Source organism: Lacipirellula sp. (genome assembly GCF_965279485.1).
In the GTDB taxonomy this organism is placed as follows: Bacteria; Planctomycetota; Planctomycetia; order Pirellulales; family Lacipirellulaceae; genus Lacipirellula.
Genome location: NZ_CBDIIC010000002.1, coordinates 4,169,621 through 4,194,506 on the forward strand (window position 1 = coordinate 4,169,621; position 24,886 = coordinate 4,194,506).

Sequence of the window (24,886 nt, forward strand, 5' to 3'; positions counted from 1 at the left end):
TATGGCGCGGAAACCAATTCGAGTGCTGGTGATCGACGACTCGCGACTCGTGCGGGAGTTGATCGTCGACTTGCTTTCGTCGCATTCCGATCTGACGATCGCCGGAACGGCCGGCGACGGCGATGAAGGATTGCGAGCGCTCGTCGAGCTGCAGCCCGACGTGCTGACGCTCGATCTGCAGATGCCGCGTCGCGACGGGTTGGCCACGCTCGATGCCATTCTTGAGCGTCGCCCAACGCCTGTGATTGTCGTCAGTTCGCTCACGCAACGCTCTGCCGAGTCGGCGGTCGAAGCGCTCGAACGCGGCGCAATGGATTACCTCGCGAAACCCGAGGGACTCGCCGCGATGCGTCTGGCGTTCGGAGAAGAACTGCCGGCTAAAATTCGTAATATGGCGGGAATCGACGTCGGCCACGTCCTGCATGTGCGGAAAGCGCGGCAACAGCGACGTGCGGCAATGGCGACGGCCGTTGCGAGGAAGTCGGACGAAGGTTCCATCGCTCGCAACGCCGCGGGGTGCATTGCCATCGGCGTCTCGACCGGCGGGCCGCCGGCCCTCACGCGGTTGTTCCAAAGCCTGGAACCGCCGCTGCCGCCGATCGTCGTCGTTCAACACATGCCCGAAACGTTCACGAGCACTTTTGCCAAGCGGCTCGACGGCCTGTCGAAACTCACTGTCAAAGAAGCCGCCGATGGCGACGTGCTGCAACCAAACTGCGTCTACGTCGCCCCTGGCGGCAAGCAACTCGCCGTTCGGCGACGCGGCGAGAGCGGCGTGATCGAAGTTCGCGACGGCGAGTATGTCAGCGGCCACAAGCCGTCGGTCGACGTGATGATGCGCAGCGTCTCGATGATCTATGGCAATCGCGCGATCGGCGTCATCATGACCGGCATGGGCCGCGACGGCGCCGACGGCTGCCGGGCGATTCGCGACGGCGGCGGTTTCGTCCTGGGCCAAGATGAAGAATCATCTGACGTTTACGGGATGAACAAGGTCGCGTGGACGGAGGGAGGCGTCGACTTGCAGGTCCCGCTTGAGCGGTTATCCGAGGCGATTGTCGTCCGCGTCGGCCAGTTGCCGGGGCACCGGCGCGCCGTCGCCGGGCAGTTGACGCCAGTCGGTTTGTAGCTGGCAATGGTCTGCGGCGTCCGGTCGGTCGTGCCGATCGTAGCGATTGGGAAACAGCACGCTAAAAATGTGACTTGCCGCCGCAGAGCGACCTATTGTTACGCGTCGCATCACGGCGCCGCGGGGCGTCGGATTTATAGGCTTTCATTCACCGAGAAATGTCGCAGCCGGGCGCTGAACGCCGGCTGTGGAGACTCACATGAGCTATCAGCCGATTAAAGTTGAGTTCGTCAACCCATTTCTCGACGCGACGAGCGCGGTGTTCAAGACAATGCTCAACACCGAGCTGAAACGGGGCCAACTCTACCTGCGGCAGGGCGTCCCGCAATCACACGAGATTAGCGGCATCATCGGCCTCTCCGGCAAGGCAAAAGGAACTGTGCTGATCGGCATGAGCTCCGACTTTGCGATCGCGGCGACCAACCGACTCCTAGGCGAACAGGCCGACGGCCTGACGCCCGAAGTGATCGACGCCGTCGGCGAACTCGCTAACATGATCGCCGGCGGAGCGAAGACGCGACTCGAAGAATTGAACATGAGCATCAGCTTGCCGAGCGTGATCGCCGGCAAGAATCACTCGGTATCATTCCCGTCGGGCGCCGTGCCGATTGGAATTCCATTCGAATCTGAACTCGGCTCGTTTGCGGTTGAGGTCAGCCTGGTTGAAGTGACCTGAGCCGAAGCTCGCCCTATTCAGCTACGCTGAACTCGACGGCAAACTCGTGGGCGAGTTCGTCAAGCCCGGCTTCGTCCTCGGCCGAATGTTCAGCGGACTCCGTTGCCATAGATCGCGCTGCCCAGCCCTGCGCGGTTGGCGTCGACGCCAACGGCCGCCGTGCCGCCCAACCTTGTAGCCCGGCAAATGCAGCGTCGACTGCATCGTGCTTCTGGCCGGTAGAACGTTTTGGCAAAACTGTGCTGAGGCTTGCCGACGACGCGGACGCGATCGCCCCGCGACCGCTCGCCAGCACGCCATACCACGGCTGCGTGGTATCAGTAAGCTTCGCGCTAGCCGCCGCCTCGCCGATTGCTGGTTCTTCTTCAGCGATGAGCGCGGCCATGACGAATGGTGCGGCAGTCACGTTCGCCGGGGCAGCCGCTTCCGTCGGAGGGACAGCCGGCGCAACGCGCCCGAAGTTCGACGTCCACACCGGCAGGTCATCGCCATCGACGTCGCCGTCGAGATTCCCGTCGGCGTCACTGCCGACCGGCTCAACCGACTGCCCAAACCCTCGCTGCCAGGCGAGGAAGTCGGCTCCATCGACAATCCCGTCGTTGTTATAATCGCCCGAGAGCTCCTCGGTAATGATCGTTGCAGCGGCCAGCGCGGTCCTAATCGAATGCCCGGCTAGCGGTTGAATCTTTAGCGTCACCGCTTCGTTCATTTCCTTTACGGCGTCGTCGATGGGCGTGACGATCACTTCGACGACGTCGACGCCGTCAGCGAACGTGATCGTGCCGCTTGTCGCATCGAAACTCGCGGCGCCCGTTACTGTGTAATCGACGCCGAAGGCGGCACCGCCGCCGACAGTGAACGGAACAGTGATTTCCCCGGTTAGGTTGCCGGCGCGCGTGAAGGTGAAGACGATGCTCTCGCCACTCGCTTCATTGATTGCCGAAGGGGCGGCGGTTAAGGAAATCTGACGATCGGTTAGCGAGTACCAAGCGAGGCCGTACTTCGCTGCGGTGAAGGACGAAGAGAAATTCACGACGAGGTCGAGCTTGCCGTCGCCGTTCATGTCGGCCATCGAGGCTTGCCCTCCCTCGTTCATGACGAGGTGCTTGACGAAGGCCTCCGAGCCGTCGTTTTCAAACCAAGCCGTTTCGCCGGAATTCGACGTTAGCACGTCGAGATCGCCGTCGCCGTCGACGTCGGCTGCGATGAGGGCGTAGGGTTGATTTTGAGAGCCGGCGTCAATGACTCGGCGCGTGTAGCCCATGCGCCCGTCGTTCTCCATCCAGACCAGGCCCTCCGCGGCGTTGGAGACGTTCAAGATGAGGTCGAGATCGCCGTCTTGGTCCAAATCGACGGCGGAGATGTATCGAATCGTCTCTTTGAAGCCGGGCAGGACGTTCGGTTGAGTGAAGCCGTTGATCACAAATTGGGCGGAACCAAGGTTGAAGTCGCTCGAAAAACGACTGCCTATGAGGACGTCGAGAAAACCGTTGCGATCGACGTCGGCAAAGGCGGTTGCATACGTCGAGTTACCAGACGGGTAGAATGGTAGTAAGCCGCTAGACGCGGTGGCAAGGTTAGGAGACCATTGCCCTGCCCCCAGTAAGTCGACGTCGCCGTCTCCCTCGACGTCGGCGAGCACGAAGTCGCGCAGGTTGGGGTCGGCAGAGTAGCCTCGAACAGTGCGTGGGGTGAAGATTTGAGAGCCGTTATTGGCAAACCAATTCACTGAAGAGCCGCTGACGTCTCGAGCGACCAAGTCGACGTCTCCGTCCAGGTCGACGTCGGCGGCGCCGAGCGTGGCGAATGAACTGATGACGCCCGTCGTTCCTTCTAGCGCGCGAACAGTAAACTGCCCGGCGCCGTCGTTGTCGTACCACAACAATCCGTAAGGAGTGTAAGTATTGATTACGACGTCGTTGTCGCCGTCGCCGTCAAGATCGACGACGACGCTGTCATTCCCGCTGCCGCGGTAGGACTCGTCGATCGCATGTCGCTCGAAGAAAGGGCCGATGGCCGGCGCGGGCGGGCTGATCGCGACGGCGTAGTCTTCGACTTCGCCGTCAATTGCCGCGCCGATGTAGCCGAGCCCTCCAGCAGTGCTGACGCGGAAGCGAGCGTAACTGGCGCCTGCCATCGCCCAGGCGGGGACGTCGAACGCGATGACGTTATCGCCCTCGACGAGGGCGAAGCTAGCAGCAATTCGTTCTTCGGTCCGGCTCCAATTGCCGTCGCCGTCGAAGTCAATCCAGGCGTCGAGCTTCGCGCCCGCCGGCGCGTTTTGGAGGTTGACCGTCAGCGTGGCGCCAAATTGGCCGATGCGGAACGGGGCGAAGGTCACGCCGTCATCGTCGGGGCCGTCTCCAGCGCCTATGGGCGAATTATCCGCAGCCTGTTCTATATCACGTTCATTTCCCAGTCGTGGTCCAGTCGCAAGGTGAGTTGGACCGTTCGCGCTTGCTGTCACAGGGTACGGAAATGGAGCGTCGCCGTAGTCAGCCGTCGCGGCGGCGATTTGCCTGACCCAGCCCACGGCAGAAGTGAGTTGCGACGAAAACGCCACATCGAGGTCTGAATCGCCGTCGAAGTCGCCGAGCGCGATACCCGTCGGAAAATTGCCTGCTCTCGTCAAGTCGGCAGTAACTAGCCGAGCGATAAACAGACCGTTGCCGACATTCTCATGCCAATAGACGCGCTCGTAGGCAAGGTAAGACGTGACGAAATCAAAGTCCCCGTCCCCATCCACGTCGGCAACGACGGTTTGCCGGGATTGCCCCAGCCCTTCGGCCACGAGGCGATAGTCGACTTCGCCATTGCCGCGGTTCTCGTACCAGCCGACGCTGCGGTCGTAGCCCGCGTAATCTGCGAACGTCATGGCGAGATCGACGTCGCCGTCGCCGTCGAAATCGATCGGCGTCAGCATGCGAGTTCGATCGCTGTTGCTAAACGCGCTGCTGACAATCACTGTTCCCGAGAACGTCCCGTTGCCGGCGTTACGGTACAGCATGAGTTGCGTCGTGTAATGATCAGGCGCCACGTAAACGTCTAGGAGTCCGTCGCCGTCAGCATCGGCGACGGCGACCGCCGTGACGCGACTAAAGTTAACTCCCGTTCCAAAGGCGAAGAGTTGCCGCGCGGCAAACGTTCGGCCTCCAACGTTCTCAATGATCTGCACGCCTTGATTCGAAGATCCGGCGAGGACGATGTCGACGTCTCCGTCGCGATCGAAGTCGACGATAATCGGCTGCAATGCGCCCGATACGGCCGTGGAAAGTTGCGTGGAGCGGAACGTCTGGTTACCAAGATTTTCGTACCAGGCCAAAATGTTGGGCGTCTTGATAAGAAAATCGAGGTCTCCGTCGCCATCGAGGTCCGCAACTTGAAGGCTTTCGGCTAGCCCATAGCTGGTGAGAGTGATGCTCTGACGCACGAATTCGCCATTGCCGGTGTTTCGATACCAGTTGGCTGGACTAGTGCCCGACAAGATGTCTAGCTTTCCGTCGCGATCCAGATCAACGGCAACGACAATCGTCCCGCTAGTTCCGGCCGTCAGCGACGTGCGAGAACCAAAGAGTCCGCCGTCGCTGCCAGGCGGGCTGATCGTCACCTCATAGTCTTCGACCTCGCCGTCAACTGCTGCGCCGAGCGGACCGAGAGTGCCGCCAGCGCGAGTGAGACGAAAGCGAGCGTAGGTCGACCCCGAGGCAGCGTCGGCGGGAATCGCGAACATCATCGCGTTATCCCCATCCGTCACCACGCGACTCGTCGCGATCCGCTCGTTCGTCGCGTTGAACGTGCCGTCTCCGTCGAAGTCGATCCAGGCGTCGAGCTGCGCACCGGCTGGGGCATTCTGCACCTTGACGATGATCGACGCGGCGCTGTCGCCGACTTGCAACTCGCCGAAGGTCACGCCGTCTTCGTCGGCTCCGTCTTCGGTCGATGGCGAACCGCCGTCGATTTCGGTGTCGCGTCCAGGGCCAAGCGTCGGGCCGACGGGATAGTGTCGAGCGCCGTTTTGGGCGAGCGTCGTTCCATAGCTGGCGGGTGCGTCGCCGAAATCGAGCGTCGCCTGCCGCCGCAGCAGCGCCAAGTAACCAGTGCCGTTCGCCGTTCCGCTTGAGCCGCCGACGGCAATCTCTAGGATGCCGTCGCCGTCGAAGTCGCCGGCAGCGATTGTTTGAATCCCCACGAGCGAAGAAGTCGGTAGCGTGCTTTCCGCGAACGCCTGTTGCCCGTCGTTCGTGAGCAGTTTGGCTCCCGCCGCTCCCGCCGCAACAAGCAGGTCAAAATCACCGTCGCCGTCAACGTCGGCGTGGTTGAGTTCAACGACGCCGGAGATCGTCGCCAGCAGGTGGCGCGTGAAGCTTTGGGCGCCGTTGTTTTCAAACCACTCGATTTCACCGTCGCCCGGGGCGTAGGTGAGGACGTCCAGGTCGCCGTCGTGGTCGAAATCAACGAGCGACGCACTGGAAACGCCCGAGACGTCGGTCGAAATGACCCGCCGCGCGTATCCCGCTTGAGCGCTGAGGTACTCATACCACGCGATCGTGTTATCGCCCGCCGTGCCGCCGATGAAATCGATGTCGCCGTCGCCGTCGACGTCAGCGGCGTCAACAGCGGTGGCTGGCGCCGTCCCTGTTGCAGCGTTCGTCGGCGAGACGGTGCTGGAATCGCGGAGAATACGGAATATCTGCGGATTGGCGCCAGCGACCAACATGTCGAGTCGCCCGTCTTTCGCCATGTCCGCGGGGACCGCGGCGCGACCGTCGATCAGCGAGGTTTGTGCGTACACGCCGCTGGTCGTCTTCCAGACCCAAGTGGCCGTCGACCCTGACCTGACAACCAAAATATCCATCTGGCCGTCTGAGTTGTAATCGGCCGCTAAGACTCTTGAGTTGAGTCCATTGGCGTTGGTGGTTAGCTGAGTAAACTTCCCGCCATCATTCCTGTGCCAAGTGATCTGACGTAAATCGACGTCGTTGACGACTAGATCGAGGTCGCCGTCGCGATCCATATCGACCGGATACAACGACGAAGCCCCTTTGTTGCCGTTGACGATCAGTTGCTCTAAAAAATTTCCAGAGCCGGCGTTTGGCGCCTGAATCTGAACGGCATAGTCTTCGACTTCGCCCAGGCCGCCGTTGCCGCGCGGACCAGTGGAGCCGGTGGAAGAAAGCCGGAAGCGCGCGTAGGTCGTCCCTTGAGCGGCGTCTGACGGGATATTGAACTGCAGGAAGTTTTGCCCAGCTGATACGGCGACTCCCGTAGCGATGCGTTCGAGAGCGCCGCTGAATGTGCCGTCGCCGTCGAAGTCGATCCAGGCATCGAGTTTCAGGACCGGCGGATTACTCGACGAGGGTTGTGTGACGAACACTCGCGCGACCGCTTCGACGCCCGCCCGCAGCGGGCTGAACGTCACGCCGTCTTCATCGGCGCCGTCGCCGTCAGCGAAGGCGGTCGGAGCGCCATCAGCTTCCGTGTCCCTCGTCGCTCCCAGGAACCACGTTGCCGATTCATGATACGCCCCGCCTGCCGCGATCGACGTTCCGTACGTATCGGGTGCGTCGCCATAGTCTGCGGCTAAGAGCAGTCGACCTTCCAATTGCTCAATGCCAAGTCGCGTTGCACAAGTGCGCCCGAGCGTTCGGTGAGCGGAAGCGTGAGCCGTGGAGCGACGGGAGTGCGATGAGCGTGAGCGGCGCGACATTGATGCTGGCATCATGGAGGAAAGGCGTGGGGAGGCGACGGCTTCGTTGCCGAACACGAATTCCCATTGTAGCCAATTTCGTCTGGCTTCAAAATCGAATTGCGTGCCCAAAATAGGCCAAAATTGGCACGATTTAGCGAGAAGAGGACGCTACTGGCGGCACAAAGGCAGCCGCCGCGCCAGATATACCAGCAACGATGGAGCCAGCAGCAGCCCGCTCGTCGGCTCTGGAACCGCCAGTGTCGGCGGGCTCGACGCGGCATGCCGTTGCCAGATAAGAAAGTCGATGCCGTCGGTGCGCTCGTCGCCATTCGCATCGCCCGCAGCTGTGCCGGCGGTGAACGCCGTTTTCCAGATTTCCAAGTCGAGTTGTCCCATGGAGCCGTCGCCGTCGAAGTCGCCGGGAATCGCAGCGAGGCGTTGGTTCGTCTCGTAGGCCCGCCGCAACATCGAGTTTGCGTTGCTTGGGGCCAAATCCTGCGCCAGTTCCCAGATGATGAGATGCTGCAGCCCCGTCTCGTGCGCCGCTTCGACGCGCTGCTCGACCATCGCGAGACTTGGGATCCAGACCTTGGAGCCGTTGTACATATAGTCGCTGCCGTTCGTCGTCGTGCCGCTCGTCGCCAGATCCCGATAGGTGACGGCGACATCAGCGCTTGAGCCGTTAAACCCGCGTCCGTAAAACGGCAGCCCTGCCCCGAGCTTCGCTGCAGAAACCCCGCGGCCCCATGTGCCGAACACCCACGGCCGCTGATTGGGAGAACCAGGGGCGTCTGTCCAAGCTTTCACCGAAGCGTCGACGTATTCTTGCAGCGAGTGCTGCCCCAGATTCTGATCGGCCGGATCGCCCGCCCACCAACTCAGGTCGTAGGTCATCAGCGAAACGCCGTCGATGGCGTTGGCGCCGGTGAGCGTGCTCGCGGGAATCATTACCGTTGGGTCGACCGTCGCGTAGACAAAGCGATTGGCGCCGAGCTCTTGCTTGGTACGCGTCAGCATCGCGGGAAACCGCGTGTTGCGTTCAACTCCGGCTGAGGGATGTTCCCAGTCGAGGTCGACTGCCGAAGCGCCAGTCTGGTTCAGTAGCGCGTTGAGATTGATTGCGAACTGATCGCGGAGCGTTGAGCTCGCCGCGACTGTCGCGAACCCGGCCGAGGTCCCTGCTCCGCCGATCGTGATTCCGAGCCGCGGTCGCTGCGCCGCCGGCAGCGCATCGATCGCCGACTTGATCGACTGCAGGTTGCTGAGATCGGCCGCCGTCGTCGTGAGCGTGCCGTTGCCGTTGACAGTGATTCCGAAGTAACGGATCTCGTCGAGCATCGCCAACTGCCCGGAAAGCGTGTTGGCGATGTAATTGGCGTTGATGCGATAGTTCGGCAGATAGCCGATTAAGTCGAGAGCCCCGGCATCGTGCGCGTGAAACGTGCAAGCGACGACTGCCATTAGGATGCAGCACGCTCGCAACGGCAGACGTAGTTGATGATGGACCATGCGTCGATGATACCCCGCGAGTCGGCGGAAACGCAAAAAAACGTGGCGTGGTTCGACCCAGCGAACCACGCCACGCGGTAGTAATCATTAGATTCGCAGAACTGCTAGCTCTTGCGCCGAATTGCGAGGAGCGCCACGCCGCCCAACGACAGCATCGCCACGCTTGCCGGCTCGGGAACGAGATTGGTGCGAATATTGTCGACGTAGAACGTCAGCGGCGCGTCGTTCGATTTGCTGACGAAAATCTGGAAGCCAGTCGGGATTTGCACGGTCGGTCCATCGCCGACTTGCCCGAAGATCTGATTGAAGGATTGGCCGGTCGAGAAGTCGACCTGATTGGTCGCCGAAGCAAGGTCGATTTGCACGGTGTAGGTGCCGGGCGCTTTGCCGCCAAGGCTTTCAATGTCTGCGAACTGAGCCTGCAGGCCGAACATCTGGCCGGGGCCTGGCTGCGAGGCGCCGAAGATCGTGACGCCGATGTCGGCGAAAGCGCCAGCGTAAGCTGCAGGGAGCGTGACGTCGAAGTAGATCGAGGTGACGCCCGGGGGATCGTTGATCGGCGCTGCAACCGTTCCTGACAGTGCTCCAACGAATGTCGCCCCGTTGACGACGGCGACTTTAAGCGAGCCTGTTCCATCAGTGGCGCCAATGGTGTCGCCGGTGACGGTCACGCCGCCGCCGTTCGGGCCAAAGCCGTCAGTACTCCCCTCAAAAGAATAAGCCAATGCTGCATGAGCGGCGTTGCCGTTGCAAGCAATCGCCGCAACGGCGAGCAAACCGAAGAATGTGCTTCTCATCATTAGTTCTCTCCAAGTTGATTGACGCGATATGAATCAACGATCAGGGAACGCCTACTTTGTTTCAATTCCACGACTATCTGCCGGCTGGGCGTAGAAGCCAGCAGCGTCGGTTAGTGCTTGCTAGCAGCGCGACGGCGGACTGCCGCGAGCATCGCGGCTGCGGCGCCGCCGAGCGAGAGCGTCGTCGGCTCCGGCACGGCGCTAAGCGGTCCGGCCGTCGGAGTAAACTGTCGTTGCCAAATCAGGAAGTCGGCGCCGTCGCTTTTTAGATCGCCGTTGGCGTCGCCCGCGACGGTAGCGCCGTAGGCGCCTTTCCAAATGGTGAGATCGAGCGCGTTGACGAACCCGTCGTCGTTGAAGTCGGCGTCGACCGGCGGCGGCAACATGCCGACGCGAATATTATCGATGTACCCCGTCCATGCCGCCGTGGACGATTTGTTGATGTAGATTTGGAATCCGGTTGGGATCACGTCGTTGATGCCCGTGCCGACTCCGCCGAAGATTTGGTTGAACGTTTGATTGGTATCGAATGTCAACGGGTGAACCGCGTGCAACAACGGCATCGTGATCGTATGCGTGCCAGGCGCTAAACCGCCGAGCGAGACCTGGTCCGCCTGGAACTGCACGCCTAGTCCTTCTAGCTGCCCGCCAGGCAAGTCCGGTTGGCTTGAGCCGAAGAACGTGATCCCCGCATCGACGAAGTTGCCGAGTTCCGTCGGAAACTGCTGCGTGATCGTCAGATCGAAAACGACGGCGTCCATTCCTGGCGGGTCGCCGATCTCTGGCTTCAGGTTGCCTGTGAGCGCGCCGACAAATGTCGCCCCCTGCACGATCTGCATTCGCAGCGAACCCGTCCCCACGGTGGCGCCAATCGTGTCGCGCGCGATCATCACGCCGCCGCCGTTAGGACCGAAGCCTTCGGCGTCCGCTTCGAAAGAATAAGCGAGCGTTAGCTCAGCGAACGCGCGACTCGGACTCACGAGTGCGAGCGTCGTCGCCAACAGACAAACAGAAACGAGGCAAGGCACAGGCTGCACACGCATAGATGCTCCTCATGCTCATTCGTCAGGCGGGAGTTTTCGGCGATGGCCCACGAGGAGCGGCGTCGCAAAAACCGGGGCTCAGTATAGCGGCGTTGCTAGAGAATCAAGAAAAAAATGGCAAAGTAGCTCCGCAAACGATCTCGCTAATTCAAGTAACTTGTTTCTCGCTGTTGAGTGATTTGGTACGCCGCTGCGGGCTCGCGCTTACTTGCTGGCGCTGATCGCGTTGAGTTAGCGTCCGCGTCGGCAAACTCGCGCCAGATTTTATTGACAGAATGTCGCAATCGCAGTCTTATTGCAGTCAGCGCGCGTCCGTCGCAAGCGAACGAGCGCGGCCAAGTCACCAAAAAAGGGATCGAGAAGTGTGGAAATGCGCATTCGTGGCATTGGTCTTGGCAATCGGATGCGGTCCGAAGACTGACCGGCTTCCGCTCAGCGGAACGATCACGCTCGACGGCGCTCCGCTCGACAAAGGAAAGATCGAGTTCGCTTCGATCGGCGATGCGCCGCTGCAATCGACGGGAGCCGTGATCCGCTCCGGCTTGTACGAGATCCCAGCAGAGAAGGGCTTGCTCCCAGGGACTTTCCACGTCGAGATCAGCTCGCCAGATACCGAAGCCAAGCCGGTCAAAGTTAGTGGATATCCCGGCGGGCCGACGATCTCCGTGGCGCCCGACCGAATTCCCCCTGAATTCAATGTGGATAGCGATAAGCGAGTCGACGTGACGCGGGAAGGCGACAATGTCTTTGACTTCGACGTCACGAGTGCAAAGAAGTAGCGAATAGTTTCAGCCAGGCGGCAAGCGTCCCAACGAGAGGCATCGCATGTCGGGTAGAAGTCGAAACGGTTTTACGCTGGTCGAACTGCTAGTGGTGATCGCCATCATTGGCGTCTTGGTGTCGTTGCTGCTACCGGCCGTGCAGGCGGCGCGCGAATCTTCGCGGCGCAGTCAGTGCATCAACGGCCTGCGGCAACTCGGCATCGGCATGCAGAACTACCATGACTCCAAGAAGCAACTTCCGGCTGGCAACTTCAGTTGCTGCTGGGGGACGTGGCAGATGCTGATCCTTCCTTACATCGAGCAGCAGCAACTCGGGACGCTTTACACGTTTTTGCCGAAGAGCGCGACGGCGCTGGGAGACTACAATTATTCGTACTATGCAAGCGCACCTGCTGCTAACCCGCCAATCAACAACTTGCAGGTCGTGCAAACGCGCATCGCTATGCTGACGTGTCCCAGCGACGAACCTCAGGTCGATGCAAAGAAGATAGCCTTCCACAACTTCGTCGTGAACTACGGGAACACGAACCACATCGGCTGGGACCATCGCCTCCCTACGTCGCCGGCTTACGTTCGGTACGAGAAGGGGCCGTTCGTCGGCGACGACTGGAACGTCTACCCGAAGATCGAGCGCAATTTCAAAGAGATTACCGACGGATTGAGCAACACGATGCTCGCTTCGGAGACGGTGCAAGGCCAAGACGCCGTCGATCCTGTCAATCCGGTCGCAAACGCACGCGATCTGCGCGGCATGACCTGGTGGGGATGGTCTGCCGGCTTTGAAACTCGCAACGGCCCCAATACATCCTCCGCAGATACGATGCAGCAGAAGGAGTACTGCTCGAGCGCTCCGCCGAACCCGCCGTGCGATTCGCCCTCCTCAGCGGCTAGCTACCATTGGGCCGCCGCCCGCAGCCGCCACCCCGGCGGCGTCAACGCGGCCATGTGCGATGCTTCGGTGCAGTTCGTCACTGATGGCGTCGACTTAGCAGCCTGGCGCGCCGCGAGCACGATGCAAGCCGAAGAGGCCTACGGCAGCTTGGGACCGTAGGCGGCGGATGTTCACACGCACGTTGCGCGCCGAGTAGCCACTTGATGCATGCTCGCGGATAGGTTCAGTGAACCGTTCGTTTGCGGAGCTACATCGAGCGAACGGTTCAACCTAGTTGCCGCCCTTTCGAGGCGCTCGTTAACGCCGTTGCGTTGGCTGGTAGACGTTCCGCCAAGTGTTCAGATCGCTGCCATCGATGACGCCGTCGCCATTGTCATCAGCGTTGCTCAGCGGCTGCACTGTGGCGCCGTACGATCGTTGCCGCTCCAAGAAGTCGGCGTCGTTGAAGTCTCCCCAGGCAGTTTCGGGGGCTCTGCTATTGGAGTGAATGGTGTAGCTGACAAGTTAGAGCGTTTCGTTGGAATGGTTCTGCAGCACGCCGCGACCGGTATTCGGATCGACGACGCGGAAGTCCCGTATCGGCGATTTAGTTCCAAAGGATCGCCGGCGTCACAAGTTGCTGGCAACCCGCGGCGATAGGATGCGTTCCGTCAGTGATGTACTTCTGAAACTCTGTCCGTGCGTTCTGCTGCAGTTTCACGCACACGGCGTTGTGGTCGATGAGCCTCGGATCGCGATAAACGGAATCCAGCGGGCGGCCAGTTTGCGAGGCGATTTCCGATCGCCGAAATAGCGCAGCCCGTCAGACGGAGCGAGCATTGCAAGTTTTGTGCTCGCTCGATGCAAGCGTGGATGGCCAAAAAAGCGAGGTGTTGCGATCGGATGTTGGCGTGCCAGCCAAAATTGCTATGCTGAAGGCGTGCAATGGAGCCTGCAAGACTCGACTAGAAGGAATTCGTCGAATGTCCATCGAACAAGAGATTCGTCAGTATTTGGCCAAGCGATTTCAGTGCGATCCCGTCGTCGACGTGCAAATTTACGGCGACGTCGTCGATGTACGCGGGACGATGCCTAACACCCACGCTCACGGCCGGTTCTGCGCCGGAAGCCTGGATGAGATCGAGAACGCGATGCGTCGCGAATCGCTGGCTGAGGTCGCGCTAGAAGCCTGATGCTACAGCCGCGCCTTCGGCGATGGCGAACAACCGAACCTCGCTTAGAAGTTCAACTCCCACTGGACGTAAGTAAAATCGGCGTCGTGCGGAGCGGTAATCTTATTGCCCCGCCAGAAGTGCGAGTACCCGAACAGAATGTTCGAGCGCGGGCCGAACGTGTACTTCGCGATCAGGTCGAGCTCTTCGCCCAGGTCGGCGCTGGTGAGGTTCTGGGTTTCGGTTGCGGTGATGGCCGGGACGATATCGCCCCGTTCCGCCGCCCGGAAGTAGTACATCCACGCCAGGAATTCCCAGTTCGTATCTTTGGGCTTCGCCGTCAGCTGGATGTTCGGCGAGAAGATATTCGACCGTTGCACCGCGTCGATAAAGCCTAAGTAGCGATGGCTCCACGGGAATAGCTGGTTGTACCGCGTCCAGTCGTCGCCGCCGTCGTTGCCCGAGGCGTAGTCCAGATAGCCCCAAATCTGCGGCTGCAAATCGTTGTCCGCATACTTGCGGCCGAGGCCGACCGTTGCGTAGCCGGCTTTCTGGTTCTTGCCGAGCCCGCTCTGCCGGCCAAGCTGGACGCCCGCTTCCGTCTCGAACATCCAGCCCTCTTCCAGCGTCCGGAACAGCCGCGAGCCGAACGTGTGGAGCGAGAAATCGCTGGTGATCGCACCAGGATGGCGATTGTCGTAGCCGAGGTAGTAGAGGTCGAGCGTGTTGTTGGGCGATTCGGTGTAAACGGCGTACGTGCCGTAGAAGGGTTGCTGCCAGTCGGCCTTATCGAGATCGTTGGCGAGCACCGGCACGAACGAGGTGTAGAATGTGTCGACTGACCAAGGTCCGTCCTCGTACAGCAGCATCGCGCCTTCGAAGGTCCGCCGGCTATTCTGCCAGTCGGTGATCGAAACCAAACGCTCGGCGCCGTACACGAGTTCTTGCCGCCCTACCCGCGCCGTCCACACGCCGTCGTCCCACGAGTGGTCGACGAACAGGTTCAAGAAGTCGCCGAAGTTATTTTCGAAGACGCGCGGGTTGTAGGTTCCGTTGTCGCGATTGATCGAGGCGTAGTGGAACTCGCAGTACGCCCGGGTTTGTTTCGTCGCCTGCCAGTTCGTATAGAGGCGGGTACGATTTAGAAACAGATCGAACGACGTATCTTGAAACCGAGTTTGGCCAGGCGGAGCCACCGCGTTGCCCATGCCGATTTCGTGCTTGTATTGCAGACGCTCCTGACCGCCGATGTCGAGCGTGCCCCAATCGCGGTAAATGCCCAGCGGCATCAACTTCAGTTGGTCGCCCAAGCAGTGGCCGTGGTAGTCGGGATCTTCGAGATAGCTGAAGTCGTTTAAGTAGAACAGCTTCTTGTGCGATTCGGCGCACGGATTCTTCGGCTTGGGCTTCGGGTACTCGCCCGACTCGTTCGGATCTCCGTAGCCTTCGTCGCTGATGGCGGCGTCTTCGCTTTGGGCGTCGTCATCGCCTTCAGCTTCTTCGGCGTCGCCCGGCTGCAGCATGGCCACGGGCATCGCCATTCCGGGAGCGAACGTTTCGCCGGAGAGAGCCCATTCGGGTAGCCCGTCCTCTCCCCGCCTCGCCATCGTGCCCGTGACAGAATCTGGCTGCTCGATGGTGTTTAACGGCTCGAATCCGTGGGATTTGCTAGGGGCGGCCGCCAGAACCCCGGCTAACAGGATAATTCCTTCCAGAACTACCCATTTGGTCACTGGCATCGACATTGCTAACACATCCTTAGCCTGAGCTTAACGTTTCTCCGCCAGCGTCTTCAGCACGGTGGCAATCGCTCCGCTTGCTCAGGTGGCAAATGCCCTAAAAGCAGTGTCGTCTCCCGTCTGTTCCGAATTTGAGGCTTCTCTCCATCGCCCGCAAAGTCAACCGGCAAAACAACATACGAACGACGCCAGCCAGCAGATTTGGGCGTTCCCCCAGCAAATTTCCACGCCAACCATGACTGAACAACAACTCGGCACGCTGATCCTCACCTTTGGGGTGTTTCTCTGTTTCGTCCACGTGCTGGGCTATCTTTTCGAACGCCTCCGTCAGCCGCGGCTCGTAGGCGAGATCGTTGCCGGCATTCTGCTGGGGCCATTTGTTCTCAAGAAGCTGGCGCCGCAAGTCTCCGACTTCCTCTTCGTCAACCCTGCCCTGGGGGAAGATCGCACCAAGGTAATTCTCGGCTTCATCTACTGGCTTGGCATCTTGCTGCTGATGTTCATTTCCGGCAGCCAAGTGAAACGTTTGCTTTCGAAGGAGAATCGCCGCGAGACCGCCTGGATTCTCGGCATCGGCACGCCGTTGCCATTCCTGCTCGTGATGGGCCTCGGCCTCGCCGGCATCATCCCGGTTGGCCCGCTGGTTGGCGTTCAGGGCGTAGCGATTTCGGCGCTGCTAGTGCTGGCGAGTGCGGTCGCGGTCACGTCGATCCCAGTCATCTCGCGAATTTTCAACGACTTGGGAATTCTTCACACGCGTTTCGCGAGCTTGATACTCGGCTCGGCCGTTCTTGAAGATATCGCCCTCTGGGGCGTGCTTGCCGTTGCCACCGCGCTCACGCGCCAGACTTCCCTCGCCGAACAAAACATCGTCGGCTCAACGGCTCAGCACTTGATCATCACCTTCACCTTCATGGGCGCGGCGATCTTGCTCATGCCGCACGTGTTGCGGGTGCTTGGTAACGCTCGCTGGAATATTCTCTTGCGTGCGTCGCGGCTCGCTTACGCCATCGTGATTCTCTTCGCTTACGTCGGCTTGGCCGCGTACCTGGGAGTGAACCTAGTCTTTGCCGCGTTCCTCGCCGGCTTCGGGTTGGCGGGCGGAATCGCCGGCGGCGAACGCGAGCATTACGCGGACGCGCTCGAATCAATTAGCAAATTTTCCTACGGCATCTTCATCCCGGTTTACTTCGCGTTGGTTGGCTACCGCCTGGTGTTCGGCCGCGACTTCTCGCCGACGATGCTCGTTGCTTTCTTGCTAGGCAGTTCGCTCCTGTCGCTCATTTCGGTCGGGCTCGCGGCGAGACTCGCGGGTTTCCGCCGCCTCGACATCCTCAACCTCGCCATCACTACCAACGCCCGCGGCGGGCCGGGAATTGTGTTGGCCAGCGTGGCCTTCGACGCCGGCATCATCAGCGCCGCGTTCTACACGACGCTCGTGCTGACGGCGATCATCACTTCGCAGATGGCCGGGCTGTGGCTCCGTTACGTATTGAGTCGCGGCTGGCCGTTGCTATCCACCGACAACGACGAAGCGCCTGAGCCGCTGCTCTCACCGCTTCCGGCAGGTCAACGCCTCGCTACCGCCAACGCGAGCGCTTCGGTTTCTTGAAACACTTTGGTCCGTCCCTTATGCCGTCCGGGTTAGATTCGCTCCTGACAAGTCTCCGCTTGAGGTCCAGAGCAGCTCTCCCGTCCGCCCCATCTGAGTAATTCAATGCCAGTTCGCCGAATTGTTAGCGTCCTCTGTACTCTCGGACCGTCGTCGCTCAATCGTGGCACGATTGAGCGCTTGCAGTCGCGCGGCGTCGATTTATTTCGCATCAATCTCTCGCACACGCCGCTCGATCGCGTCGCGGAAACGATTCGCACGATTCAATCGTTTTCCAACGTTCCGGTTTGCCTGGATACCGAAGGCGCGCAGGTTCGCACCGGAACGATGGCCGCCGATGCGGAGGTTCACGATCGGCAGCATGTCGTGCTCACGGCCGAGTCGATTGCGGGCAATGCCGGTCGATTCACGCTCACGCCGCCAAGCGTATTCGAGAATCTCAAACCCAACACGCTGATCGGCGTCGACTTCGACGGCGTCGTGCTGCTCGTCCTGCAGGCGAATGCGGACGGCGTCGATACGGTGGTCCTGAACGGCGGTCGCATCGGCTCGAATAAGGCCGTAACGGTCGACCCGGCGCCCGTGTTGCCGCCGCTCTCCGCGAAGGATATTCAAGCCGTGAAAATCGGTTTGGAGTACGGCGTCCGACACTTCGCCCTGTCGTTCGCCAACTCGGCCGAAGATGTCAAGCAACTGCGAGAGTTGGTAGGGCCCGATTCGACGATCATCTCCAAGATCGAAAGCAAACGCGGCGTGCGAAACATCGACGCCATCTTGACGGAAACGGACGAGATTCTCATCGATCGCGGCGATTTGTCACGCGAAGTGCCGCTCGAGAATCTGCCCTTCCTGCAGAAAGCGATCATTCGCAAGGCGAACATCGCGAAGGTGCCGGTAAACGTCGCGACCAATCTGCTCGAGTCGATGATCGTCAACCGCAAGCCGACGCGCGCCGAGTTGAACGACATCGTCAACACGATGCTCGACGGCGCGAACGGCTTGGTGCTCGCTGCGGAAACAGCGATCGGCAGCCATCCCGTTCGCACTGTCGACATCGTCCTTGGGCTGATCGAGCGTTATCGCCGTTCATTGGAAGGATTTCGAATTGCCGATCTGTTGGACGGCGGCTCGGTGTTGCTCCCATCGCCGCACGGCGAAGCTTCGCCACCGGTGCCGTTGCCCGTGGCGTTGTCGCAGGATAGCGCGGCTCGCCGTCATTCGTCGCGATATCCGTCAATCGAAATCGATCTCGAAACGGCGATGGACGTCGAGCAAATCGCCCACGGCGTCTATTCGCCGTTGCGAGGCTTCATGACGCGCGACGAACTCGAAGGCGTTTTGGACCGCCATCGGCTTCCCGATGGCCAGATTTGGACGATGCCGATTGTCCTCCAGGGAAAGTCGCAAGAGTTCGCAGCCTTCCAGCCCGGGCAGTCGATCCGACTAATCGACCAGCGAACGGGCGAATCGACGGCCATTCTCCATCTCGAAGACAAGTACGAAATCGAGTTGGAGAACGTCGCGAAGCGGTGGTTTGGCACCGCGGATCGCGCCCACCCTGGCGTCGCCAGGTTCATGAGCAAAGGCGTGACGCTGCTGGGGGGCCCGATCGAGTATTTGGGGCCCGCGAGCGTCGCCCGCTCGCCCTATCAGCTTACGCCGCAGCAGACGCGGATGGTATTCGATATCAAAGGCTGGACGAAGATCGTCGCGTTCCACACGCGCAACGTGCCGCACCGTGGGCATGAGCATGTGATTGCCAATGCGTGCGAGCGGGCGAGCGCCGATGGGATTTTTATCCACCCAGTCATCGGGCCGAAGAAAGTGGGCGACTTCACCCAGCAAGCGGTGATGGGAGCTTACGAGCGCCTAATCTCCGCCCGCGTGCCGAATGCGTTGCTGGCGGCGTTTAGCACCTACTCGCGCTACTGCGGCCCGCGCGAAGCCGTGTTCACCGCGCTCTGTCGCAAGAACTTCGGCTGCACGCACTTCGTGTTGGGTCGCGATCACACCGGCGTCGGCGGATTTTATACGGCAAATCAGAATCGCGATTTGTTCGAGGAACTCGGCGACATTGGCATCACGCCGGTGTTTTTCGACTCGGTCCATTTCTCCGACGAAGCAGACGATACGATCGAATCGGCGACTCTCGGCGACGGCAGAGCCATCTCCGGAACAGCTGTCAGGGACCTTTTGGTGCAAGGGCAAGCCGTTCCCGATTGGTGTATGCGATCTGACATCTCCAACTGGCTGCTCGAGATGCAGGGAAGCGGTCAGCCGTTGTTTATTGACTAGCATTCAGTTTTTCAACGTCTGTGCGAATCATGCTCCGTTCGCTGCTCAAGTACGCTCAGCTTTCAAGTCGCCTCTATCTAACGGGTCGAGCGCCGACGATCGTTTATTCCAAAGAACGGACCGGAAGCGTTGCGCTGTACCACGCGCTGCACAGCGCTGGAACTCACGCGATCGCGACTCACTATCTCGACCCCGCAAAGATCGCTGAGGGGAAACTTTCGGGAAGCGCGCGCTGGGCCTCGCGGCACGTCGTCGCCCCGCGGAAGCCGGCAAAGTTTATTTCGCTTATCCGAAATCCCATCGACAACTTGCTGTCGACCTTCGCGAGGCAAGAATTCATCGACAAACCAACGGCGGAAGGTCGCTCGCTCGCCGCGGCTCTTAACGTTAGCGCCGCCGAATTGACTGATCGATTTCAACGACAGTACCTGGATGGAGGCGAGTACCGCCGCGAACTAAACTGGTTCGACTCGGAGCTTAAGGTCGCTCTGGGAATCGACGTCTTCGCCTACCCGTTTGACAAAACACTCGGCTATGGCCGAATCGCGGCGGGCGGTTTCGAACTGCTGTTGCTGCGAACTGAATTACCTGACGAAGCCAAGGCGGCGGCAGTTGCCGAGTTTCTTGGCTTGTCTGGCTTCCAGATCGACGGACGGCCGGCGGGCGCGACCGGAAAACCAGGCGTTGCCGGCGAACATTCGGCGTATCGGCAGCACTACAGTGAATTGAAGAAGCAGGTTTGGGTTCCACCGCAACATTGGGATGCGATTGCTGACTCCAAGCTTGTAAAGCACTTCATTGGCGACCGTGAGCTCAGCGCTAGCCGTGCTAAGTGGGCTGCTGAACCAACTATCCCTGAAACGCCTGGCAGCCCACGGTCAACTCGCCGTTACGCTTCCGCAGAACCGAGACTTCCCTAGCATGACGACCATGGCTCCTCCGAGCGACGACAAATCGATTGGCGACGCCGCAGCCGGGGCGACTACGCAGGGGATCGAGCATGCGCTGCGCATGATTGCCCGCAGCGACAACGAACTCTTGCAACAGCCGATTATCGTCGTCGGCGCCGGCCGCAGCGGGATGAATTTTCTCGGTGACGCAATCGCGCAACATCCGCGATTGGCGGTCGCGCACGAACCGCGGTTGATTTGGAAGCATGGCAACGATCGTCTCTCCGATGCGCTCCAGGCCCGCCATGCCCGGCCGGAAGTCATTGCCGACATCCGCGCACGCTTCGCCTCGGTCGTGCGCAAGGCCGGCAAGGAACGCTACATCGACGTCACGCCTGGCAACTCAGTGCGCCTCCCTTTCGTCGACCGCGTGTTTCCTGATTGTCGCTTCGTCCACTTCATTCGAGACGGCGTCGACAACGTCCTCTCCATGCGTCGCTTCTACGGCGTCGTCGCGAGATCGCTGCGGTCGAATACTCCCAAGCTCCGCGATAGTTTCATGGCGCGGCGCGCGAAGGAGCTGCGATGGAAGCAGGCGCCTTACATGGCCATGGAAGCGATCAGGCATTTGGCTCCTCCATGGTTGCTGCCTGTCGTCGGGATGCCGGTGGTTGGCGTGCGGCTGCCGGCGATGTCGGCAATGCGGCAAGAGATGGATCTGCTCGACGTTTGCTTTTTGCAATGGAGGACGTCCGTCGAACTGGCGTGCCAGTTTGGTCGCAGCTTGCCGCCGGGACGATACATCGAATGTCGCATCGAAACTTTCTGCGAAGACGATTTGCGTCGCATCTACGATTTTCTCGGCCTGGAAATCTCGCCGCAGGCGATCGAGTTCGTGCGTCGGAATTTCGAACCGGGACGGATTGGTCCCGCGATGCAGGACTGCTTCCCTGAGGAACTTCAACGATTGCGCCGAATGGTCGAGCCGACGATGCAATGGATTGAAGCGAACCCTCACGCCGCGACGGCCGGAACGACGTAACGCGGCAACCGCACGTCAGGCCTCTTTGTTTCACGAACCGTATTCTTTGGCGAGTCACGCAATGTCTGACAACGAGACGAACTGGATTGACAGCCGACTGGAAGACGGCGTGCGGATCGTGACAATCACCGTCGGGCGACTCAATCCGAAGGAGCATCTTCGCAAAGAGTTCGCTCAAACGCTCGCTGAGGCGGTTGCTGCGGGGGATCGCCGATTCGTTCTCGATTTGTCGCAGGTGCGGTACACAAACCACACGTACGGAATTCTGCAATTGGCGTTTACTGCCGGCAACGTGCTCCACGGCACGGGAAGCCGGATTGCCGTGTGCGGACTGAAGGGGCACCCGCGGCGGGCCTACCTCTTCTCTGATATCGAGCAGTTCATTCCGGAGTTTCGTACCAAGCGACGTGCGGTTGCCCACGTAAGTCAGGCAGTGCTGGCCTAGGCGACGGGTGTTCGTGCCGCTGCAGCCCCTCGCCGGGCGCCGGCTTCCCAGCAACGACGCTGGGAAACTCCATCCGATCTCACGGTGGCGTGAATCTCGCCATGTGCCGCGGCCAAATTCCGCCGACTTGGCGCAGTTTCGACGTTCGCCACCGGAGCGGTACGACGTTTGCGTTTCCCCAGCGCGGCGACGAGTTGAGCGCGCAATGCTGCGTTAACGTCGTTCGCCGCAGGGCTCCCGCTCTGCCCGCCGACCGCTAGCAGTGCGGCGGCCGCAATTCGTCTCTGCGTAGCCTACTGGGAAGCCGGAAGCTCGCTGCCAAGATCAGGATTCTTGCACGATGCATCTCCCCAACATTCCCGCTATCGCCTTCCTGCCGCACCCGCCTCGGCTGCCGTCCTGTTGTTGCTGTTGTCGTTAGCAACTAGGACGCGTCTCGCAAATTCGCCCAGACGCATTCTCACGCCGGCAGTCTCTGCTGGCAGGATATTGGCGACTTGTTCAGTCGCCGCAGCCACGACTTCACTCATTTGGAGATTTCCATGAAGCCCTCTCAGCGCCTGCTACTGGCGACGCTCTCACTGTTGTCCGCGTTAGCTGGCCCTTCGTTCGCGGCCGAGTCGGCGGCGCCGCCAACTTCCAAGCCGAATATTATCGTCATCGTTGCCGACGACCTTGGTTACGGCGACCTCGGCTTCCAGGGCGGCAAGGATGTGCCAACGCCGCACATCGATAGCCTCGCGAAGAACGGCGTTCGCTTTACCGACGGCTACGTCACCGGAACCGTTTGCAGCCCGACTCGCGCAGGATTGGTGACGGGGCGCTACCAACAGCGCTTCGGCCACGAATTTAATCCGGGCGGCGTCGACCAAACCGCCGGCACGCTCCTCGGGCTGCCGTTGAGCGAATCAACCATTGCCGACGCACTGAAGAAGGTCGGCTACAAAACGGCGCTCGTCGGTAAGTGGCATCTCGGCTCGAACGAAAAGCTGCGACCGCAGCAACGCGGCTTCGATGAGTTCTACGGCTTCCTCGGCGGTGCTCACCCCTACGTGCCGAACGACAAGAACACTGCCGGCGGCGGACCAATCTTCCGCGGCAACGAGGAGATCGAAACTCCCGCCCACCTGACGTCGGCCTTCGGCGAAGAGGCGGCGGCGTTCATCGAACGCCAAAAGAAGGGCGATCCCTTCTACCTCCAACTCACCTTCAACGCGGTTCACAATCCGCTGCAACCCGATGCCGAGCACCTGGCTCGCTTCGAGAAGATCAGCGATCCGAAGCGTCGCGCTTACGCAGGCCTCTTGAGCGGCCTCGACGACGCCGTCGGCGACGTTCTCAAGGCATTGCAAGAATCGGGACAGGAAGAGAATACGCTGGTGTTCTTCATTAGCGACAACGGCGGCCCACAGCAAGGAAATGGCAGCAACAACGCCCCGCTCACCGGCGATAAAGCGACGGTGCTCGAGGGCGGCATCCGCGTGCCGTTCGTCCTGCAATGGAAAGGCAAAGTTCCGGCCGGATCGGTCTACAAGCAACCGGTGATCTCGCTCGACATCCCCGCGACGGCCGCTGAGTTGGCCGGCGCGACGCTCGGTTCGCCGGAACGCCCCATCGACGGGGTGAACATCGTTCCTTACGTCCTTGGCGAGAAGCAAGCGGCGCCGCACAAGTCGCTCTATTGGCGCGCGGGTCCGCAACATGCGATCCGCCAAGGTAACTACAAGCTGCGTCAACAGGCGAACCAAGCGCCGAAGCTGTTCGACGTCGTCGCCGACGTCGCCGAGCAGCAAGATCTCGCTTCGGCCAAGCCTGAAGTCGTGAAGGAGCTCGCCGCCGCTTACGACGAGTGGGACAAGCAGCTTGCCAAGCCGCTTTGGAAGGGAGGCCAACGCAAGGGCCGTCAGCAGAATGCGGCGCAACGGGCCGCCCGCGCTGAACGCCGTGCAAAGGCCACCCCTACTGTTACACCGGCGCCAGCGGCAAATCCTAGCTGAGATGCAGATCGCGTCGTTTCGCAGCGACCGTCGGCCAGGCTCGCTGGCCGACGGTTTAGTCTCCGCAGTTTGTATTGCGATCACCGAGGGCTGTTAGCTCAGCGCCGTCGAATCAACGGCCGATACTCCCAGGCTTCGCAGGAAGCGCGTCAGAAGTTGAATCCAAAATGAGAACCAAACAGCAAACAATTTCCGGCTTCACGCTCGTGGAACTGCTCGTCGTGATCGCGATCATCGGCGTGCTGGTCGCGATGTTGCTCCCAGCGGTGCAGGCTGCTAGGGAAGCAGCCCGTCGTAGCGACTGTGCGAATCGGCTTCGTCAGGTCGGACTCGCGGCCCTCAATTTCGAGGGGGCGAATAAATCGCTCCCCATGGGACGGCAATTGCCTGGCGCCTGGGGCGTCCATTCGAAGCTGCTTCCGTACCTTGAGCAAACCACTATCTACAACACCGTCGATTTTGAAAAAGCGGTTGCCGAGGCCGATGCGCGGTTACTCGACATTGCGGGGTTTGTCTGCCCCACCGACTCAATGGATCGCTTGGCTGATACTCCCTTAGCAGACAATCAGGATGGTTGGGGTCGCAATAGCTACCGCGCCAATGCCGGCAACGACACCGGTGAAATGACTGGTACTGGATTGCCGAAGACTCAGATCGAACGCAACAACGGCGTGTTTATCACCAATCGTGCGGTTCGACTCAAGGACGTCATCGACGGCACGGCGCACACGGCGCTGTTCAGCGAGCGGGTGCGCGGCGACGGAGACAATACGGCCGTAGAAGTTGCTAGCGATTGGTTCCGCATTTCGGAGGGCAACGCCTCGGCCGACCAAGTCGCCACAGCGTGCCTGGCGCTCAATGTCTCGACGATGAACAAGGCTCAATCTCAGTTCTCACGCGGCGGACGCAACTGGCCGCTCGGCAACTACGCCGTCTCGCGCTACAACCACATCCTTCCGCCCAATGAGCGGAGTTGCTCACGCGACAGCGCTGGCGGGAATCTCGGCGCCAACTTCAATGCTAATGGCGGGGCCACGACCGCGACGAGTTGGCACTCCGGCGGCGTGAACGTCGTCAGAGTCGACGGAAGCTTACAGTTCGCGACCGACGGAGTCGAACCGGCCGTCTGGCGCGCACTTGGATCTCGCGACGGCGAGGAAGCCGTCGGCAGCGAGCTGTGAACGCGTGCGATGAT

The 24,886-nt window shown here is 60.6% G+C and carries 18 protein-coding genes; 12 read left to right on the forward strand and 6 right to left on the reverse strand.

The genetic code is table 11. The annotated features are described in order from the left end of the window. Window position 1 precedes the first annotated feature (1 nt). Both ACQY7R_RS24210 and ACQY7R_RS24215 read left to right on the forward strand, forming a co-directional pair. A complete protein-coding gene (locus ACQY7R_RS24210; protein ID WP_428308123.1) occupies window positions 2–1,129 on the forward strand; it encodes a protein-glutamate methylesterase/protein-glutamine glutaminase in 1,128 nt (375 codons plus the stop codon). 199 nt (window positions 1,130–1,328) lie between these two features. Further along, window positions 1,329–1,805, forward strand: coding sequence for a chemotaxis protein CheX (locus ACQY7R_RS24215; protein WP_152097387.1), 477 nt, complete (start codon window positions 1,329–1,331; stop codon window positions 1,803–1,805). A 13-nt stretch (window positions 1,806–1,818) separates the two neighbouring features. Here the strand turns inward: ACQY7R_RS24215 and ACQY7R_RS24220 are convergent, their stop codons facing one another. The 4 genes from ACQY7R_RS24220 to ACQY7R_RS24235 all read right to left on the reverse strand — a co-directional run bounded on the left by ACQY7R_RS24220 (window position 1,819) and on the right by ACQY7R_RS24235 (window position 10,846). Next, window positions 1,819–7,407, reverse strand: a complete 5,589-nt coding sequence (locus ACQY7R_RS24220; protein ID WP_428308124.1) for an FG-GAP-like repeat-containing protein — start codon at window positions 7,405–7,407, stop codon at window positions 1,819–1,821. Window positions 7,408–7,662: 255 nt separating this feature from the next. Next, window positions 7,663–9,003, reverse strand: a complete 1,341-nt coding sequence (locus ACQY7R_RS24225; RefSeq protein ID WP_428308125.1) for a glycosyl hydrolase family 18 protein — start codon at window positions 9,001–9,003, stop codon at window positions 7,663–7,665. A gap of 104 nt (window positions 9,004–9,107) precedes the next feature. Beyond that, window positions 9,108–9,803 (reverse strand): PEP-CTERM sorting domain-containing protein, encoded by a 696-nt coding sequence (locus tag ACQY7R_RS24230; RefSeq protein ID WP_428308126.1) that lies wholly within the window; start codon window positions 9,801–9,803, stop codon window positions 9,108–9,110. Window positions 9,804–9,913: 110 nt separating this feature from the next. Then, entirely contained in the window at window positions 9,914–10,846 is a 933-nt protein-coding gene (locus tag ACQY7R_RS24235; RefSeq protein WP_428308127.1) for a PEP-CTERM sorting domain-containing protein, read from the reverse strand. 380 nt (window positions 10,847–11,226) lie between these two features. On the opposite strand from ACQY7R_RS24235, the gene ACQY7R_RS24240 reads away from it, so the two are divergent. Together ACQY7R_RS24240 and ACQY7R_RS24245 are read left to right on the forward strand one after the other, a co-directional pair. After that, window positions 11,227–11,625, forward strand: coding sequence for a hypothetical protein (locus ACQY7R_RS24240; RefSeq protein WP_428308128.1), 399 nt, complete (start codon window positions 11,227–11,229; stop codon window positions 11,623–11,625). A 46-nt stretch (window positions 11,626–11,671) separates the two neighbouring features. Then, complete coding sequence (locus ACQY7R_RS24245) at window positions 11,672–12,679, forward strand: DUF1559 domain-containing protein (RefSeq protein ID WP_428308129.1); 1,008 nt, start codon at window positions 11,672–11,674, stop codon at window positions 12,677–12,679. Between the two features lie 138 nt (window positions 12,680–12,817). Here the strand turns inward: ACQY7R_RS24245 and ACQY7R_RS24250 are convergent, their stop codons facing one another. Continuing rightward, window positions 12,818–12,949 (reverse strand): hypothetical protein, encoded by a 132-nt coding sequence (locus ACQY7R_RS24250; RefSeq protein WP_428308130.1) that lies wholly within the window; start codon window positions 12,947–12,949, stop codon window positions 12,818–12,820. A gap of 533 nt (window positions 12,950–13,482) precedes the next feature. Between ACQY7R_RS24250 and ACQY7R_RS24255 the strand changes: the two genes are divergently transcribed. Next, window positions 13,483–13,692, forward strand: a complete 210-nt coding sequence (locus ACQY7R_RS24255) for a hypothetical protein (protein WP_428308131.1) — start codon at window positions 13,483–13,485, stop codon at window positions 13,690–13,692. A gap of 44 nt (window positions 13,693–13,736) precedes the next feature. Here the strand turns inward: ACQY7R_RS24255 and ACQY7R_RS24260 are convergent, their stop codons facing one another. Then, window positions 13,737–15,206: an alginate export family protein gene (locus tag ACQY7R_RS24260; protein WP_428308132.1), complete on the reverse strand. Its 1,470-nt coding sequence runs from the start codon at window positions 15,204–15,206 to the stop codon at window positions 13,737–13,739. Between the two features lie 439 nt (window positions 15,207–15,645). Here ACQY7R_RS24260 and ACQY7R_RS24265 point away from each other — a divergent pair, with 439 nt between their 5' ends. The 7 genes from ACQY7R_RS24265 to ACQY7R_RS24295 all read left to right on the forward strand — a co-directional run bounded on the left by ACQY7R_RS24265 (window position 15,646) and on the right by ACQY7R_RS24295 (window position 24,872). Continuing rightward, the gene (locus ACQY7R_RS24265; RefSeq protein ID WP_428308133.1) at window positions 15,646–17,022 is read left to right on the forward strand and encodes a cation:proton antiporter; all 1,377 of its coding nucleotides are present in this window, start codon (window positions 15,646–15,648) and stop codon (window positions 17,020–17,022) included. A gap of 105 nt (window positions 17,023–17,127) precedes the next feature. Further along, a complete protein-coding gene (locus tag ACQY7R_RS24270) occupies window positions 17,128–19,317 on the forward strand; it encodes a pyruvate kinase (RefSeq protein ID WP_428308134.1) in 2,190 nt (729 codons plus the stop codon). 29 nt (window positions 19,318–19,346) lie between these two features. Then, window positions 19,347–20,237, forward strand: a complete 891-nt coding sequence (locus ACQY7R_RS24275) for a putative capsular polysaccharide synthesis family protein (RefSeq protein WP_428308135.1) — start codon at window positions 19,347–19,349, stop codon at window positions 20,235–20,237. 10 nt (window positions 20,238–20,247) lie between these two features. Next, window positions 20,248–21,249: a sulfotransferase family protein gene (locus ACQY7R_RS24280; RefSeq protein WP_428308136.1), complete on the forward strand. Its 1,002-nt coding sequence runs from the start codon at window positions 20,248–20,250 to the stop codon at window positions 21,247–21,249. A 61-nt stretch (window positions 21,250–21,310) separates the two neighbouring features. Further along, window positions 21,311–21,694: an STAS domain-containing protein gene (locus ACQY7R_RS24285; protein WP_428308137.1), complete on the forward strand. Its 384-nt coding sequence runs from the start codon at window positions 21,311–21,313 to the stop codon at window positions 21,692–21,694. Window positions 21,695–22,236: 542 nt separating this feature from the next. Next, entirely contained in the window at window positions 22,237–23,691 is a 1,455-nt protein-coding gene (locus tag ACQY7R_RS24290) for a sulfatase-like hydrolase/transferase (RefSeq protein WP_428308138.1), read from the forward strand. A 167-nt stretch (window positions 23,692–23,858) separates the two neighbouring features. Further along, on the forward strand, window positions 23,859–24,872 hold the full coding sequence (locus ACQY7R_RS24295; RefSeq protein ID WP_428308139.1) for a DUF1559 domain-containing protein: 1,014 nt from the start codon (window positions 23,859–23,861) through the stop codon (window positions 24,870–24,872). Window positions 24,873–24,886: the final 14 nt, after the last annotated feature.

What these genes read in the sequence shown, in the direction of transcription:
- ACQY7R_RS24270 (WP_428308134.1), top strand. Translation starts at nt 17,128, where the DNA reads ATGCCAGTTCGCCGAATTGTTAGCGTCCTCTGTACTCTCGGACCGTCG.
- ACQY7R_RS24245 (WP_428308129.1), top strand. Translation starts at nt 11,672, where the DNA reads ATGTCGGGTAGAAGTCGAAACGGTTTTACGCTGGTCGAACTGCTAGTG.
- ACQY7R_RS24260 (WP_428308132.1), bottom strand. Translation starts at nt 15,206, where the DNA reads ATGCCCGTGGCCATGCTGCAGCCGGGCGACGCCGAAGAAGCTGAAGGC.
- ACQY7R_RS24285 (WP_428308137.1), top strand. Translation starts at nt 21,311, where the DNA reads ATGTCTGACAACGAGACGAACTGGATTGACAGCCGACTGGAAGACGGC.
- ACQY7R_RS24230 (WP_428308126.1), bottom strand. Translation starts at nt 9,803, where the DNA reads ATGATGAGAAGCACATTCTTCGGTTTGCTCGCCGTTGCGGCGATTGCT.
- ACQY7R_RS24275 (WP_428308135.1), top strand. Translation starts at nt 19,347, where the DNA reads ATGCTCCGTTCGCTGCTCAAGTACGCTCAGCTTTCAAGTCGCCTCTAT.
- ACQY7R_RS24215 (WP_152097387.1), top strand. Translation starts at nt 1,329, where the DNA reads ATGAGCTATCAGCCGATTAAAGTTGAGTTCGTCAACCCATTTCTCGAC.
- ACQY7R_RS24225 (WP_428308125.1), bottom strand. Translation starts at nt 9,003, where the DNA reads ATGGTCCATCATCAACTACGTCTGCCGTTGCGAGCGTGCTGCATCCTA.
- ACQY7R_RS24265 (WP_428308133.1), top strand. Translation starts at nt 15,646, where the DNA reads ATGACTGAACAACAACTCGGCACGCTGATCCTCACCTTTGGGGTGTTT.
- ACQY7R_RS24210 (WP_428308123.1), top strand. Translation starts at nt 2, where the DNA reads ATGGCGCGGAAACCAATTCGAGTGCTGGTGATCGACGACTCGCGACTC.
- ACQY7R_RS24280 (WP_428308136.1), top strand. Translation starts at nt 20,248, where the DNA reads ATGGCTCCTCCGAGCGACGACAAATCGATTGGCGACGCCGCAGCCGGG.
- ACQY7R_RS24290 (WP_428308138.1), top strand. Translation starts at nt 22,237, where the DNA reads ATGAAGCCCTCTCAGCGCCTGCTACTGGCGACGCTCTCACTGTTGTCC.
- ACQY7R_RS24255 (WP_428308131.1), top strand. Translation starts at nt 13,483, where the DNA reads ATGTCCATCGAACAAGAGATTCGTCAGTATTTGGCCAAGCGATTTCAG.
- ACQY7R_RS24295 (WP_428308139.1), top strand. Translation starts at nt 23,859, where the DNA reads ATGAGAACCAAACAGCAAACAATTTCCGGCTTCACGCTCGTGGAACTG.
- ACQY7R_RS24235 (WP_428308127.1), bottom strand. Translation starts at nt 10,846, where the DNA reads ATGCGTGTGCAGCCTGTGCCTTGCCTCGTTTCTGTTTGTCTGTTGGCG.